This window comes from Chamaesiphon sp. (assembly GCF_041738855.1).
In the GTDB taxonomy this organism is placed as follows: Bacteria; Cyanobacteriota; Cyanobacteriia; order Cyanobacteriales; family Chamaesiphonaceae; genus Chamaesiphon.
This window is the reverse complement of record NZ_JBGSPA010000201.1, coordinates 1-15,054: the sequence shown is the minus strand read 5'-3', so window position 1 is coordinate 15,054 and position 15,054 is coordinate 1. Positions and strand designations below refer to the sequence as shown.

15 protein-coding genes and 1 pseudogene are annotated in these 15,054 nt (G+C 47.3%); 8 read left to right on the top strand and 8 right to left on the bottom strand.

The window, feature by feature from the left end:
* The coding region (locus tag ACEW9I_RS21880; protein ID WP_373542439.1) for a hypothetical protein at positions 1-190 on the top strand (190 nt) is incomplete at its 5' end.
* Here the strand turns inward: ACEW9I_RS21880 and ACEW9I_RS21875 are convergent.
* A complete protein-coding gene (locus ACEW9I_RS21875; protein ID WP_373542438.1) occupies positions 156-896 on the bottom strand; it encodes a winged helix-turn-helix domain-containing protein in 741 nt (246 codons plus the stop codon). The genes ACEW9I_RS21880 and ACEW9I_RS21875 overlap by 35 nt on opposite strands.
* A gap of 48 nt (positions 897-944) precedes the next feature.
* Entirely contained in the window at positions 945-1,112 is a 168-nt protein-coding gene (locus tag ACEW9I_RS21870; RefSeq protein ID WP_373542437.1) for a hypothetical protein, read from the bottom strand.
* 91 nt (positions 1,113-1,203) lie between these two features.
* Here ACEW9I_RS21870 and ACEW9I_RS21865 point away from each other — a divergent pair, with 91 nt between their 5' ends.
* The 5 genes and pseudogenes from ACEW9I_RS21865 (at position 1,204) to ACEW9I_RS21845 (ending at position 6,549) form a co-directional block, all read left to right on the top strand.
* Positions 1,204-1,950 carry a creatininase family protein gene (locus ACEW9I_RS21865; protein WP_373542436.1) on the top strand — a complete coding sequence of 249 codons (747 nt, stop codon included), beginning with the start codon at positions 1,204-1,206 and terminating at the stop codon, positions 1,948-1,950.
* A gap of 157 nt (positions 1,951-2,107) precedes the next feature.
* Positions 2,108-3,091, top strand: a complete 984-nt coding sequence (chlG, locus tag ACEW9I_RS21860) for a chlorophyll synthase ChlG (RefSeq protein ID WP_373542435.1) — start codon at positions 2,108-2,110, stop codon at positions 3,089-3,091.
* A gap of 121 nt (positions 3,092-3,212) precedes the next feature.
* Complete coding sequence (locus tag ACEW9I_RS21855) at positions 3,213-4,961, top strand: helicase HerA domain-containing protein (RefSeq protein ID WP_373542434.1); 1,749 nt, start codon at positions 3,213-3,215, stop codon at positions 4,959-4,961.
* A gap of 10 nt (positions 4,962-4,971) precedes the next feature.
* Complete coding sequence (locus ACEW9I_RS21850; protein WP_373542433.1) at positions 4,972-5,199, top strand: type II toxin-antitoxin system ParD family antitoxin; 228 nt, start codon at positions 4,972-4,974, stop codon at positions 5,197-5,199.
* Positions 5,200-5,485: 286 nt separating this feature from the next.
* Positions 5,486-6,549, top strand: a pseudogene (locus tag ACEW9I_RS21845) (IS630 family transposase).
* Between the two features lie 121 nt (positions 6,550-6,670).
* Here the strand turns inward: ACEW9I_RS21845 and ACEW9I_RS21840 are convergent.
* The 5 genes from ACEW9I_RS21840 to ACEW9I_RS21820 all read right to left on the bottom strand — a co-directional run bounded on the left by ACEW9I_RS21840 (position 6,671) and on the right by ACEW9I_RS21820 (position 9,859).
* The gene (locus ACEW9I_RS21840) at positions 6,671-7,108 is read right to left on the bottom strand and encodes a ferredoxin (protein ID WP_373542432.1); all 438 of its coding nucleotides are present in this window, start codon (positions 7,106-7,108) and stop codon (positions 6,671-6,673) included.
* A 3-nt stretch (positions 7,109-7,111) separates the two neighbouring features.
* Entirely contained in the window at positions 7,112-7,501 is a 390-nt protein-coding gene (locus tag ACEW9I_RS21835; protein WP_373542431.1) for a DUF1257 domain-containing protein, read from the bottom strand.
* Between the two features lie 57 nt (positions 7,502-7,558).
* Complete coding sequence (locus ACEW9I_RS21830) at positions 7,559-7,765, bottom strand: DUF2997 domain-containing protein (protein WP_373542430.1); 207 nt, start codon at positions 7,763-7,765, stop codon at positions 7,559-7,561.
* A gap of 264 nt (positions 7,766-8,029) precedes the next feature.
* Positions 8,030-9,154 (bottom strand): 5-(carboxyamino)imidazole ribonucleotide synthase, encoded by a 1,125-nt coding sequence (locus ACEW9I_RS21825; protein WP_373542429.1) that lies wholly within the window; start codon positions 9,152-9,154, stop codon positions 8,030-8,032.
* A gap of 207 nt (positions 9,155-9,361) precedes the next feature.
* On the bottom strand, positions 9,362-9,859 hold the full coding sequence (locus ACEW9I_RS21820) for a pentapeptide repeat-containing protein (RefSeq protein ID WP_373542428.1): 498 nt from the start codon (positions 9,857-9,859) through the stop codon (positions 9,362-9,364).
* Between the two features lie 191 nt (positions 9,860-10,050).
* Between ACEW9I_RS21820 and ACEW9I_RS21815 the strand changes: the two genes are divergently transcribed.
* Positions 10,051-10,404: a phage holin family protein gene (locus tag ACEW9I_RS21815; RefSeq protein ID WP_373542427.1), complete on the top strand. Its 354-nt coding sequence runs from the start codon at positions 10,051-10,053 to the stop codon at positions 10,402-10,404.
* A gap of 163 nt (positions 10,405-10,567) precedes the next feature.
* Here ACEW9I_RS21815 and ACEW9I_RS21810 read toward each other — a convergent pair whose 3' ends face one another.
* On the bottom strand, positions 10,568-12,760 hold the full coding sequence (locus ACEW9I_RS21810; protein ID WP_373542426.1) for a recombinase family protein: 2,193 nt from the start codon (positions 12,758-12,760) through the stop codon (positions 10,568-10,570).
* 103 nt (positions 12,761-12,863) lie between these two features.
* Between ACEW9I_RS21810 and ACEW9I_RS21805 the strand changes: the two genes are divergently transcribed.
* Entirely contained in the window at positions 12,864-14,297 is a 1,434-nt protein-coding gene (locus tag ACEW9I_RS21805) for a proton extrusion protein PcxA (RefSeq protein ID WP_373542425.1), read from the top strand.
* Positions 14,298-15,054 lie beyond the last annotated feature (757 nt).

Here is a 15,054-nt window from a genome sequence, read left to right as displayed (position 1 = left end):
TTGCTCAATCTGGAGGGAACCTCCAGGGCGCAAGCCGCTGTCTTGTCTTGCTCAATCTGGAGGGAACCTCCAGGGCGCAAGCCGCTGTCTTGTCTTGCTCAATCTGGAGGGAACCTCCAGGGCGCAAGCCGCTGTCAACTATCAACTGTCAACTTTCATCCAAACCGATAACCAAAACCGCGCACAGTAGTAATGTACTGCGGCTGACTGGGATCGACTTCGAGCTTTTCACGCAACCACCGAATGTGGACATCAACAGTTTTTTGATCGCCGATAAAGTCGATCCCCCAAACGCGATCGAGCAGTTGTTCTCGCGCCCACACTCGACGGGGATGCTGCATAAATAGCTCCAACAACCTAAACTCACGCGGCGAGAGATTGACACCGAGTCCACGTACCGACACGCGGTACTCTTCAGGATAGAGGGTGATGTCTTGAAAATGGATGACAGGGGTATCAGTGGCGGTATTCAATCGATGGCGACGGAGGAGCGCGCGGCAGCGTGCCACCAATTCTCGCATACTAAAGGGCTTGCTAATGTAGTCATCCGCACCGACTTCTAAGCCCAATACCCGATCTGTCTCGGTGGTTTTGGCACTCACAATCAAAATCGGGACGTGATTGCCTTGATATCGCAAAAATCGGCACAAATCCAGACCGCTAACTTTAGGTAGCATCAAATCGAGGATAATCAAATCGAACGGGAAATCCTGAAGTTGGTTAGCTTGTGTTTGACACTGAGTGAGCGCGGTGTGCCCATCAGCCACAGCAACTACTTCATAGCCTTCTTCCTCCAATCCCATCACTAGCAATTCCCTAATCGATTCCTCATCTTCTACTATTAAAATACGATTTTTGACAGTGCCTAGTTTCTGGATAACAGCGTGATTGGACATGTTTGGTGCGAGCATCATCATAACTAACGAATGAAATAAGTAACCGATTTAGCGCGCACCGCTGCTAGGCGGTGGTACGAGCCGCTCCCACAAACAAAGAGTACAGGATGAGAGCGGGGAATAAACATTTTGATTAACTACACTATCTGATGGGCAGGCGATCGCGTCGATTTCAGTACTCCAGTCATCAACGGTGGAGTGGGAAACGTTTCTCATTGTAGTATTACGTGCTGATGACTCAGTTGTACCCAACGCTAAATAACCACCTAAAATGGCTAGTATCCCCTCTTGCCGATCGCGGACTGTTATGCGTTTACATCTGAGTACTTGGACAGAAGTCGAACTCCACCTCCAAAAATCTACTGGCATAATTATACCAATCGGTTCGACAGAACAACATGGGCCAACTGGATTAATTGGTACGGATGCTATTTGCGCGGAAGCGATCGCCATTGCTGTCGGGACGGCTACTCAGTCGCTAGTCGCACCAACCATCAACGTGGGGATGGCACTGCATCATACGGGTTTTCCAGGTACGATGAGTCTGCGTCCGAGTACGCTGATCCTCGTCATCCGCGACTATCTTACCTGCTTGGCGCGATCGGGTTTTACCAAGTTCTTTTTTATTAACGGTCATGGGGGCAATATTGCTACGCTCAAAGCCGCCTATGCAGAAACTTACGCTCACTTAGCAGACTTAAATGTGCCTAATTTCGAGCGGATCGAGTGTCAGACAGCCAACTGGTTCATGTCGGGAAGTGTCTATCGTCTCGCCAAAGAATTATACGGCGATCGCGAGGGATCTCACGCGACACCATCAGAAGTAGCCTTGACACAGTATCTCTATCCCGAATTTATCAAATCTGGCACCTTGGCTCCCCATCAGTCACCAGAGTACAAAATTCTCGGCGCGGCAGATTTTCGCCGCCGTTATCCCGATGGACGCATGGGTTCCGATCCCAGTCTCGCTACCCCCGAACATGGCAAACAATTTTTTGACTTAGCTGTTAAAGATTTGACCGCTAGTTATCTAGAGTTTTTGGTCAGTGAATAGGTGGATGGTGGATGGTGAATCGCGAGAAACCTAAAGCCTAAAGCCTAATACCTACAGTCTAAAGCCTAGAATTTGACTGAGAGCTATGGTAACTATACACTCTAGGTTAGAGCTTACTACTAGTGCCGAGCCTAAACATAGCGATTTTATATTTATTATGAGCGAACTACCAGTCGAGCCAGTCGAAGCTAAGAGTGCCAAGACACGTCAAATGTTGGGGATGAAGGGTGCTTCGACGGAAGCGGCTTCAATTTGGAAAATTCGGTTGCAGTTGATGAAGCCGATTACTTGGATTCCGCTGATGTGGGGGGTTGTCTGCGGTGCGGCATCTTCGGGTGAGTATACGTGGACGATCGAGAATGTGCTCAAAGCGGCATTGTGTATGTTGATGTCGGGGCCATTACTCACTGGTTATACTCAGGTGGTGAATGAGTGGTACGATCGCGAGATCGATGCAGTCAATGAGCCTTATCGTCCGATTCCGTCGGGGGCAATTTCGGGATCTCAGGTAGTAGTTCAAATTTTTGTCTTATTATTTGGCGGGATTGGGGTTGCTTATATTCTCGATCGAGCGGTGAATCATGAATTTCCCGTGATGACTTGTTTGGCGATCGGCGGTGCATTTGTGGCTTATATTTATTCAGCTCCACCACTCAAGTTAAAACAAAATGGGTGGTTGGGCACTTATGCGCTGGGCGCAAGTTATATCGCTTTACCTTGGTGGGCTGGGCATGCCTTATTTGGGACGCTCAATTGGACGATCGTTATCATGACGCTATTCTATAGTTTAGCGGGCTTGGGCATCGCGATCGTCAATGATTTTAAGAGTGTCGAAGGTGACAAACAGTTTGGCTTGAAGTCACTCCCCGTCATGTTCGGGATTGACAAATCTGCATGGATTTGCGTGTTGATGATTGACATTTTTCAAGCAGGTATTGCTGTCTATCTGATAACCATCGATCAAAATTTATATGCCGCAATTTTATTGTTGCTGATCGTACCTCAGATTACGTTTCAAGATATGTATTTCTTACGCAATCCGCTGGAAAATGATGTTAAGTATCAGGCTAGTGCCCAACCTTTTCTAGTATTAGGCATGTTAGTTGCAGGGTTAGCTTTCGGACATGCTGCGATCGGTTAATAGATTTATCGATCGGAAAATGATGGTAAATTTGTGCTATTAATATTAAAAATAACATCCAACCCGTCAAATCTTCAGCGGTGAGGGCATCGGTGCATCCGTATTTAGTATTTACCAGCTCATGAATAAACCCCTCGGCTCAGTAATAGAAGGTTCGCTCACTGGTGGCTTGGAAGTAAGACTGCATCCAGATATCTCTGTGGAAGATATGCGGGTGGGCAAATTTTTGGTGGTGCGGGGACGACAGTATGACTTCTTTTGCCTGTTAACAGATGTTTGTTTGGGGACATCGAGCGATCGCATTTTAGTCAATCCACCGCATCCCGAAGATGACTTTTTGCTGGATGTTTTGTCGGGAAGTGGTACCTATGGAACGGTAAATCTGTCGCCGATGTTGATGCTCAATAAATTCAGTCAGATTCCACCGATTGTCAGTAGCGGTGCGAGTCTAAATGGGAATGGTAAGGGTAAAAAAGCCAAAGCTGAAACTGGTAAAGCCGTCCTAGCGTCCTTTGAAGCCCAGACAAACATGGAATGGGAGCTTTTACCAGTCAAGACGGTTCCCAGTCACTTCAGCCAGGTATTTGATGCCAATGAGAACGACTTTCGATCGGTATTTGGTTGGGAAGACGATCCGACGCGCAAGAATTTCTCGATCGGGCAACCATTGGATATGGATGTTCCGGTATGCTTGGATCTCAAGAAGTTTGTCGAGCGGAGTAATGGGGTATTTGGGAAATCGGGAACGGGGAAATCATTTCTTACGCGACTCTTACTTGCTGGCGTAATTCGTAAAAAAGTCGCCGTTAATCTAATTTTTGACATGCACTCTGAATACGGCTGGGAAGCCGTGCAAGAAGGCAAAAATGTCCGCACGGTTAAAGGTTTGCGGCAATTATTTCCCAACGAGGTAGTCGTCTACACTCTCGATCCCGAATCCAGTCGCGCCAGGGGTATTCGCGACGCACAGGATCTTTATCTCACCTATGAGATGATCGATATCGAAGACTTACAATTAGTTTCGCGCGAGTTGGGTTTATCAGATGCAGCGTTAGACAACGCCAATATTTTAGCGGCTGAATATGGCAGTAGTTGGATTAGTCGGCTACTGGAGATGACGAATGAAGATATCACTATCTTCTGTGAATCGGGAAAGGGACATAAAGGCTCGATCTCTTCTTTACAGCGTAAATTAATGCGATTGGAAAAGCTGAAATATCTGCGCCCAATCAGCCGTCAGGATAATCTCAAAAGTTTAATTCAATCGCTCAGTGCTGGTAAAAATGTCGTGATTGAGTTTGGCAATCAATCGGATTTATTATCCTATATGCTGGTGACAAATATGCTCACCCGCCGGATTCATAAACTGTATGTCAATAAAGCCGAACAATATCTTCAAAGTAAACAGGAATCCGATCGACCTTATCCGCTGATTATCACGATCGAGGAAGCCCATCGATTCTTAGATCCCGCTATTGCCAAGAGTACCATCTTCGGCACGATCGCGCGGGAAATGCGGAAGTTTTTCGTGACATTATTAATCGTCGATCAACGTCCATCGGGCATCGATAATGAGATTATGTCCCAAATTGGCACGCGGATTACGGCGTTAATTAACGATGAAAAAGATATCGATGCCATCTTTACAGGCGTATCTGGCGCACAGGGATTGAAGTCTGTGTTGGCGAAGTTAGATTCTAAACAACAAGCGTTAGTATTAGGACATGCCGTACCGATGCCTGTGGTGGTTCGCACTCGTCCTTATGACCAGAAGTTTTACGAAGAAATCGGCGATCCTGATTGGGGTGAGAAGTCGGATGAGGAGATTCTAGTAGCGGCTAAAGCGGCACAGATGGACTTAGGATTTTAAGGTTGCCAAAATGGTTGAAATTACATTATCTATCCCTGAAGACTTACAAGCTTTCCTTGAACGTCAAACCATAAAAAATGGATTTGGTTCTACAGATGATTATTTATGCCATCTTTTAGACGGTGAAAGAGAAAAAGAACGAATCGAAGGAATGCTAATTGAAGGACTTGAGAGCGGCAAACCTATAGAAGTCAACGATAATTGGTGGGAACAGAAACGCGATACTCTTATCAAATAATTAGCCAATGCCAGATAAACTATCGATTGAGAATTCCTTTGAGGTTGAATTCGCACAAAGTTTATTTTCACTTGAGTGTCTTGCTTCCAAAGGTTGCTTCTTTATCTACTTGGCGCGTAATATCTATATCTACTCCAACTAGAGGGGAACTTTGGAAAAAGTCAGCTAAGTTATTTTCCTCAATTTTCGCAGGTTGACTTTCTATTTGCTTTGTCAAAGAATCAATTAACTCTAAGTAAGTGGGCGGAATTAAATGTAAGATAGATAAGTTGCAAAAAAGTCCGTGATGCCAGCACCTCTACGAATCATTCTGACTCCAGAAGAAGACCTAACGCTTAGAGAACTGCGGCTGGCGCAAACAGTGCCGCAGCGAACCCGTGACAGGGCACATATCTTGAGATTGAACGCTCAAGGTTGGAATACACCAGCAATTTCAGCAATGTTTGAGTGTCATCAACATACGGTGAGAAAAACCATCAGAAGATGGGAAGAACGGGGATTAAGAGGACTGTGGGAAGATTCAGGTCGAGGTGCAAAACCCAAGTGTCAAGCTGAAGATCTCCAGTATGTTGAAGAATTATTAGTACAAGAAACTCGAACGTATAACAGCACTCAATTAGTCAAAAAGCTGAAACAAGAGCGTGGAGTTGATTTGAGCAGCGACCGTTTGCGGCGATTACTTACAAAAAAAAGTATCGATGGAAACGCACCCGCACTAGTCATCGGAAAAAACAAAATCCAATCCAAAGAGCTATCAAGCAAGCCGATTTAGACACACTGAAAATGGCAGTGCAAGAGGGGATTATCGAGTTGAAGTATCTAGATGAGGCTGGTTTTTGTCTCTGGAGTCCAGTCAGCTATAGCTATTCTCCCATAGGAGCGCAGAAGCGGATGGAGCAAACCAACAAGCGATATGGGAATCGGATTAGCATTCTGGGTTTGTGGGAGCCAGGTAAATCATTTGAATATGCTCTTGCCCAAGGCGGCTTCAATGGCAAGAGCTACATTAAAGTTATGGATTGGGTCGCACAGAAAGCCGCACAAGCATTGGCAGAAACAGGACGTTTAACGATCTTAGTCCAAGATAATGGCCCTCTACATAAAAGTCATCTTGTCCGCCAACAATGGGCTGGTTGGAAAGAAAAAGGCTTAGTAATTTTTTTCTTACCACCCTATTGTTCGGAAATGAATCCCATTGAAACTGAGTGGCATCAACTTAAAAGCCATGAAATCTGTGGACAGATGTTTGATAACGAGTATGACTTAGCCAAGGCTGTGATGGCGGGAATGGAATCTCGAAGTCAAGCAGGCGATTATCTTCTCGATCGTTTTATATTTAATTGCGCCTAGCTACTTACTTTTTCTGATCTAGTTAAATTTTCGGCTTCTTTTAAAAGCATTTGAACGGCTGCTTTACTCATTATATCTGCCAAATTGTAATAATTATACTATTCGCATCTAATCTAAAATCCTACTTTCCCTTATTCAGTTTACGACGGCGCATTTTTGCGGCGACGGTGGCTCTATCTACGGGAAAGCCAGCCATTGGAATTTCTTGATATTGACGTTCTGTTTCTAATTTCTTTAACTCGGTATAATCTACCCATTGGATGCAGTTTACCGGACAAGTATCGATCGCTTCTTGGATCGTATCTTCGAGATCGCCATCTTGGCGCACTACCCTCGCTCTACCATGTTCTGGCTCGATATAAAATGTATTCCGGGCGGTATGAGCGCAGTGGAGACAACCGATACATGTCATCTCGTCCACGTATACGCCTTTTTGTCGCCATACCCCACCAAGTTCCGGCTCGAACCCAGATCGATCTTCCGCATCCCGCAGGAAGCCGCCTAGCTCTGGCTCAAATCCTGATTGGTTACCATCTAACGGTGGGGTAAAGTCATTCATAATTTAACCATTCCAGCGTTGAACTACGAGCTTAATCGATCCGTCTTGTTGGTTGCGTTCTTCGGCGACTTGGAAGCCTTGTTTGGTGGCTTCGGTCAACACTGTATGATAAGCATAACGCTGGGTGACTTGACTGATAAAGCGATCGACCGACCAATTTTGTTGCCAGAATTGCAAGTCAGCAACTAATTCATACTCATTATTACCGTTGCTGCTAAAGCCGATATCATAGCCATTTTCCTGCTCGATAATCACAGCAGCGGTACGAGTATCACCTTGATAGCCGCGTACTGGTTGCGAACCAGTTTTCCACTCGATCCCTAGATCGGTTAGTGCTGCGGTGAGGGATTCTACATTCCGAATCTTGGTCTTGATCTTGCTAAAATGTGACATGTAGGTGTGGGTGGTAATGGATGAATGAGTGGTAATTGAGAAATATCTGCGTTTTAGTTACCAAGTCGCTTGAGTAGTTACAGCAGCACTTGGTTCGACATTTTGGTTGAAATATTCCGCAGTTTGTGATTGGCTGACCACATCACCTAGTTCGGATTCGATCGCTGCGGTTACTACGGTGCAAGACTGACCCACTACACCAGTGACCTTTTCATGCACTCGTCCATCTGGGTAGATGATAAACTCTAGCGTCTCCATGCTCATAGGTGATGTAATTGCTCCAATATTGCGATCGTTAAGTTTGATTATATTTAGTCTGAGCAAAATAGTTTAGACCCGATCGGCAGATGACACGATCGTCATACTTAGATTGCCGCCAGCATCCGTCGTCAATAACGAGCGATATTTGTCAAAACTTGGTAAAAGTTATTATTTGGTAGAGTTATTCTTGCATTATAAGTAAGTTTCTGTTGGCTGAGGCGGTACATCAAGTTTCGTAAACTTTCGATCTTCTCCTCCCCAGATTACTTATACATACCAGATTTTTTCGACCTGTTGTGCTAGGGCTTGGGCTTGCAACCGATAATTTTGACGCTCGTCGTCTCTGCCGACGATGATTGTCACATGACCGAGCTTGCGTCCGATCCTCGACTCCTTCTGATACCAGTACACGTGAGCATTGGGGATGGATGAGATCTGCTGGCGTTTATCCACATAATCGCTGTGGGTATCTTCATAGCCCAATAAATTCACCATCACCGCACCACCACAGGTGAGTTCGGGACTACCTAATGGTAAACCAGCAACCGCCCGAATCAGTTGGCTAAATTGAGATGTAGCACAAGCTTCGATCGTCAGATGTCCAGAATTGTGCGTGCGGGGGGCAATTTCGTTGACGGATACTTTGCCGTCAGCAGTGAGAAATAATTCGATCCCAAATACGCCGACTGCGCCTAGACTGGTTAGTAATTTGGATGCGATCGAGTTACAGGTTGCGACGATTTCAGTTGGCAAGTCGTCTAGAGTGAATACCCGCCGACACACTTGGTCTTCCTGCTGAGTTTCGAGGATCGGATAGGTAATTACTTCACCATTGACACCTCTGGCAGCGATGACGGCCAACTCACGCTCGAATCTGACAAATTCCTCAAGCAAAAATGGCGTGTCTGGATAACGATGGTAGAGGTCTGCTAGGGCAGATTCATCTTTGACTATAAATGTCCCCTGTCCGTCATAACCATTGCGTCTGGCTTTGACAACGACGGGAAATGCAAATCCAGGCGGTAATTCGGGTTGTTCTAACAGTGTGAAACTGGGTACGGGTAAACCCAGATCGCGCAGGTAACAGCGTTGAGTATATTTATCGAGGAGCGGAGCTAGGGCTGTCAAGGGAGGGAGAAATACTGCATCGATTTTTTTCAACCCTTCTAAATCGACAAATTCATTTTCAAAGGTAATTATGTCGCATTTAGTCGCTAAAGTTGCTGTTGCGGCAACATCATCGACCTCTGCGAGTACGATTTCTGCCGCTAAACTGACGGCGACATCATCATTATGAGGAGTTTGAATGACTAATTCTATCCCCAATTCTTGGGCGGCACTAGCCATCATCCAGGCTAGTTGTCCACCGCCAATCACACCAATTCGTTTCATTGCACTTTCTAACCAACTGAACCTTTATTTGGGTTGCTGCGGAGATCTTTACCCCACCCCAGTCCTCCCCTTATAAAGCGGATGCAACGCACGCTGAGGAAACCTCAGCATGCGTTGCACCAAGCAGGGGAGGGAGCAAGAGATCCGAAAGCCCCACCTTCACAAAGGGGGGTTGAGGGGGGGTAACACCATCCTCGCCGCAGCTATTTATTTACAAGCGAGAGAGTCGCGTGTCGCGATGCCAGTTTTGGAGTTGGTACCACTGGCAATCTTGCAGAGTTCCTTCTGTTGAAACTTGCCTAGAATAGCGTCAGAAAAATCTGCCCCAGCAATATTGACATCTGTAAATGTCGATCGCAGCATCATCGCCTCAGTAAAAATAGCATCGCTCAAATCCGCACCAACAAACCGAACTTGATCCAGTAAACCTTGGGAAACATTTGCACCGTGGAGATTTGTCCGGTTGAGGGTTGACGAACTGATGACCACGCCCGTGAGGTCTGCGCCAGAAAAATTGGTATCATCTAACTTAGCGGTAGTAAATACGGCTGTCTGGAGATTTTGTCCCGAAAAATCTTGACCGTTGAGTACGGCATTGTCATAGGTGAGCAATGGCTTGTACTGGGAGGTTCCACCAGCGGCAATCGCCCGATCGGGAAAGAATATTAAGATCGAAGCAAGGATTAAGGCGATAATAGTAGGCATATTTTCAGGCAAACAGTTGGACGGCGATTCGGCAAAGCCGACGCTGTGCGAACGCAAGGCGATCGGGATTGAGTCTTGATTTTTACAATCCTTAATGTTTACAGTTTATCGCAAAAGTAGGACTGCTCGATCGCACATTCACCACTAGCTCAGATTTTGTTCACTCCCCGCCTCGTCCTTCGATCATCTATATGCTCAAACTACTCATTAACTGGGTGCTCAATGCGATCGCATTCCTCATTACACAGCGGATTATCGACCATTTTTTGCCAGGGCAGTTTCGGCTGCGAGATTTTGCAGCAGCAATGATTGCCACTTTATTACTGGGCTTAGTCAATAGTACTGTCCGTCCGCTCCTCAAGTTACTCACCTTCCCATTGACTATTCTCACCCTCGGATTGTCTTCACTGGCGATCAACGTTTTGTGCTTGATATTTGTATCGAGGATCGTACCTGGATTTTATATTGGCGGGATCGTTCCGGCGATCGCTGGATCGTTTGTGCTATCGATCGTCGCCACATTATTAAACTGGTTCGTGAAATAGACTCGATCGATTTCAACTCCTTCTGTAAGTAGGTAGATGCAATTATTTATAAAATATATGCCTGAAACCTAGCTGGTGGGCAGTGCCCACCCTACACTACTACTTACTCGATCGATTTCAACTCCTCTCTTACCACCATCCACCATCCACCATCCACCATTCACTATTCAACATAATTACCAGCTCCAATCCCATGCACCAGCGGGAGCAGCGCGCCCAATTGTTCGCGCCCATCGATCGCCAAATCGCTAGTACAAAGATAGATGCGATCGTGTGCCCGATAGAGCAGATCGCGAAGAATGCGTTCGAGGCGTCGCTCATCACTAGCTTGGGTGTCTTCCTCCGTCCAGGTTTTACCCACACTCGCCTTGAGCAACAGATTGGCACCATAGAGCGTCGCTGCACCACCTTCAGCCCATAATGGCGATCCGACATCCAACCAGAAATGATAGGGGTGCGATCGCTTGCTAGCGCGGTATTGGAAGATATTGGAGAGGGTGACGGCGCGATCTTGGGGTTGGAGTTGGCTGACAGGATAAGGATTGGCGGAGATCGTCCCCTGGCGCAGCAGCAGGATAAATTGAGCGGTAATCTGATGCGTTGATTCGAGATATTCGGCGGGGCTATGCGTGCGCGCGACGACTTGCCAGTAGTGATGCGCGGTTTCGAGCAGTTCTCGCAGAGCTGAGAGTCGATCGCTTGGTAAATAACTACCCTGCTGGAAAAAATACCCGATCGCCTCATTCAAGAGATCGATCGGTGCTGGTTGTTGCTGCTGGACGCGCTCTACCCACGCCACAATCCGATCGTAAGCCTGTGTGGTACCTGCGCCAAGCCGATCCCAGCGCGGGAAATTGGCGTATGGGAGGAGGCGCGGCTGGGATACAGAGGGCGCGTAACAATAGTCGGCAAGTAAACCCGCACGGACGGGATCGATCGCTGTCAGCAGTGGCGACGAGGGGGGATAGATCGGGCTGAGGGTGACGAGGAGATCGGCGATCTCATCGCGACTGGTGAGCTGTCCCAAATTGGGATAGGTTAACACCATCAGGGTGAGTAAAGCACGAACGCTCGGATCGCTATTGAGTGGTAGTTGGGCGTTGAGGGAGACAATCGGGATCTGATGCCGATCGAAAATATCAATTATCGTCGCTCTAGAAACTGCATCCAAACCTGGCGCAATCAGGGCGATCTCGCCAGGTGCCGCTTTCCCACTGGTAATCGACTCGATCGCTCTGAGTGCCGTCGCCCTGAGCATTTCACCCCGAGTGCGAGTGGCGATCGTTTCGATCCGCTGGGGGAGGATCGGGATAGTCCCAGGATTGAGGACAGCGGTGACGATCGCCTCGACGCTAGTTGCGATCCTACCTCGATCGGCAAATACATTGGTCGCGATCGAGTCTAAATAAATAACTTGCCGATCTCGATCGGCTGTTAGTCCTACACAGCGCGACTTCAACCCCCGCAAATAATCCGGATCGGCACTCAACCCCAGCCGCACCATCCCGTCGGGATTGTAACTAAAAGCACACCACACACCAGCATCGAGCAGGATCTCACAGATCTCTCGCCCGATCGCGGGATAATCATCCACATCATCGGCGAGGAGCGTCCAATAGCGATCGCGCAATCGCTGCTGATACTCAGGATCTGGCAATAGATGCCGCCAATACAACTCCGTCATGATGCCATAAGTCAGCAACCCGCGATCGAGACACCAATCTCGCCACTCGGTGGCTAACGACTCCACACAGTCATAAATTTCCCGATCCGCACCAGCTCCAAATCCCTGGACGAGCAATGCGGGAAGATCTGCCAGTGGCGTACAACTATAAGCCGCCAACTGCAATAAATCCAGCACCCGTCGCACAAATCGGTACTCAGACGGGGCAATTTCGCGCCAATTAATCCGTTCTAGGGCTGGGTGCCACAACTTTGTCGCCAACTCTTGCTCCGTCTCTGGACGCAATCTCAGGGGAAAATGAGCGGGTAGGTTTAATTTCTGAATCAGGAGGGGATAAAATAGTAAGACCTCATCCTGAATCAACCCGATCGTCGTTTTCGCGGAAATTGGATATTTACCATGAGTCTTGGCAACCAGTCGATCGCCCAAATCTCGCTTGCTATCGTCATTACCCGCCAGCACCAAAATTTTGCGGTCTGGTTGTGAATGTTTTTTCGGCACAACCCGTTCCTCCAACCACTGCCAAAATTGAGCAACCAGCGCATCTGTCTTTCCACTCCGCGTGCCGCCCTCGATCCAAATTGCTTTACCCACCACACTTTTCGCTCCAACGATCGATTTACTCACATCTTGCTTTAGTACGTGAATATTAACAACATCGATCGGTGTCATCTCTACAAGTTAAGTGCCCCGCCCAAAAAACATTTTTAGATGTTGAGTTGAAATCTCTACCCTCTACCCTCTACCCTCTACCCTCTTCTACCCTCTACTCCCCATGGAGAACAAATTCGGTCAATACTGGCTCCGCGCAAATCAATGGTTTTTGCGGACTGCCGATCGCGCCTTGGATGAAGCTTACAAAGCCGCCTTGAAAATCAAAGCGATCGAAGACGAGCGGTTTGGGGGCGAAAAGATCCAGATTCCCGCAGCGTACGCCAAAAACCAAGTCGCTACCTACTTTCAAAACGATCTCAATAAATATCTCAACATTGCCCGGATTCGACTAGCCGAATTTCAAGCCAGTCGTACCGTCACAGGCAATAACTATCCCCAACCGCCTGACAGTCAACAATTTACCAGTCAGGGGGTCAACGATATCAATCCCTACACTCAGGATATCGAATACGAAGCCCGCCTCTTGGAGAAACTCAGCTTCATCGATGAGATCTTGACTCGCTACGCCGATCGCCCTGAAGCTAATAATAACGAGCTACAAAGAGCGAGCCTCGGCGAACGCGCGATCGATTTTATCGCACCACCAGGCGAGGGCAGCTTTCTGGCGATCGAGGACACAACCGATCGCCATCGCGATCGACCAGCCGACATCATCCCACCGCCAGCAGCTCTGCTTGGGCGTCGCCAGTCGATGCGGATGCAAAATCGGATCGATCGCGCCAATGAAAACTTAAATAATGACAAAAAAGCCCTGATCGATATCTCCCTGATCAACACCTTTCGGCGGATTCAGCAAGATCTCAACCCCAACGCCGACATCCAAGTCCTCGAAAACTATCGCACCAGTCAGGGCAAAACTCGTACCGCGCTGCGATTTATCCTGCTGCTGATTTTGGTACCCCTACTGATGCAGTACCTCTCCAAAATCGTCGTCGTCGGGCCAGTCGTCGATGCTTATCGTAGCTACCACAACGCAGATGTGTTCCTCAATGTCAACCTCGAACAAGAGGCATTTGAGGAGATCGAAATGTTTGAAAAAAAAATCAAATTCGAGCAACTAGTCGGCTTGATACCACAGCTCACCACCGAGGAGCTAACGGAAAAAGTCCGCGCCAAAGCCACGGAAGTCAAAGTTGACTATTACCGTCACAGTGCCGAAGCTGTCAAAAACTGGTTTGCCGACATCATCGCGATCGCTACCTTTACTTGGTTAATCGCTCATAGCAAGCGTCAGATCGCCACCCTCAAATCCTTCATCGACGACCTGATCTATGGACTCAGCGATACCGCCAAAGCCTTTATCATCATCCTCCTCACCGATACCTTCGTCGGCTTTCACTCGCCGCACGGCTGGGAAATAGTCCTCCACGGTACCGCCAGACATCTCGGTATTGCCGAAAACAACCAATTCAATTCCTTGTTCATCGCCACCTTCCCCGTCCTCATCGATACTGTCTTCAAATATTGGATCTTCCGGTACCTCACCGGACAGTCACCATCAGCGGTTGCTACTTATAAGTCCATGAATGAGTAATCCCAAATCTAGTGCTAACTCTGTAAGTAGCTGGGCATAATTAAATATAAGATATCATGTTTGGTGGGCACTGCCCACCAACTAGGTTTCAGGCACAATCTATTTTATAAATAATTGCACCTACCTACTTAGATGCAATTATTTGGAAGCTAGATTAACGTCAGTTCAGGTCAAGGATATTTGCTCTGTTTCAGTACCGCCCTCGATTGTGTCTTGTCTTGACTGAAACACATGCGGAGGGAACCTCCGCGTGATTTCAGTCGCTGTCTCACTAAACCGTCGGGTTTCCCGACGAGCGCGAGCCGCAAATCAGGACTAGTGATGCGAAGTCCGCCTACGCGGACTAATATTTCAGTCCGCATAGGCGGACTTCGCATCATGAGCAGAGACTTCAGTCTCTAGGCTCTTCTTATCCCGAACTGACGTTAGATTGTGTCTGAAACCTAGCTGGTGGGCACTGCCTACTCCAAGGTATTCTATTTTTAATTTTACTGTAGGGACGGGTTGATGCGACCAATCGCGGATTTAACCATAATCTTTGTACGAACCCGCCCTCACCCACCAGTAGCATTTAGATCGTTTGAGTTGACGATGGGGATATCTTATTTTTAGATATTATTAACCTGAGTTCGATGAAGTTTTGTCTCCTCAAACTCAGGCATTTCAACACTTTTAGGCTAACAGCAGAATTTTTTCAATTTTTGGCACATTAAAATCCACCATCAATATCATTAATAGTTGAAAAAACATTGATTTA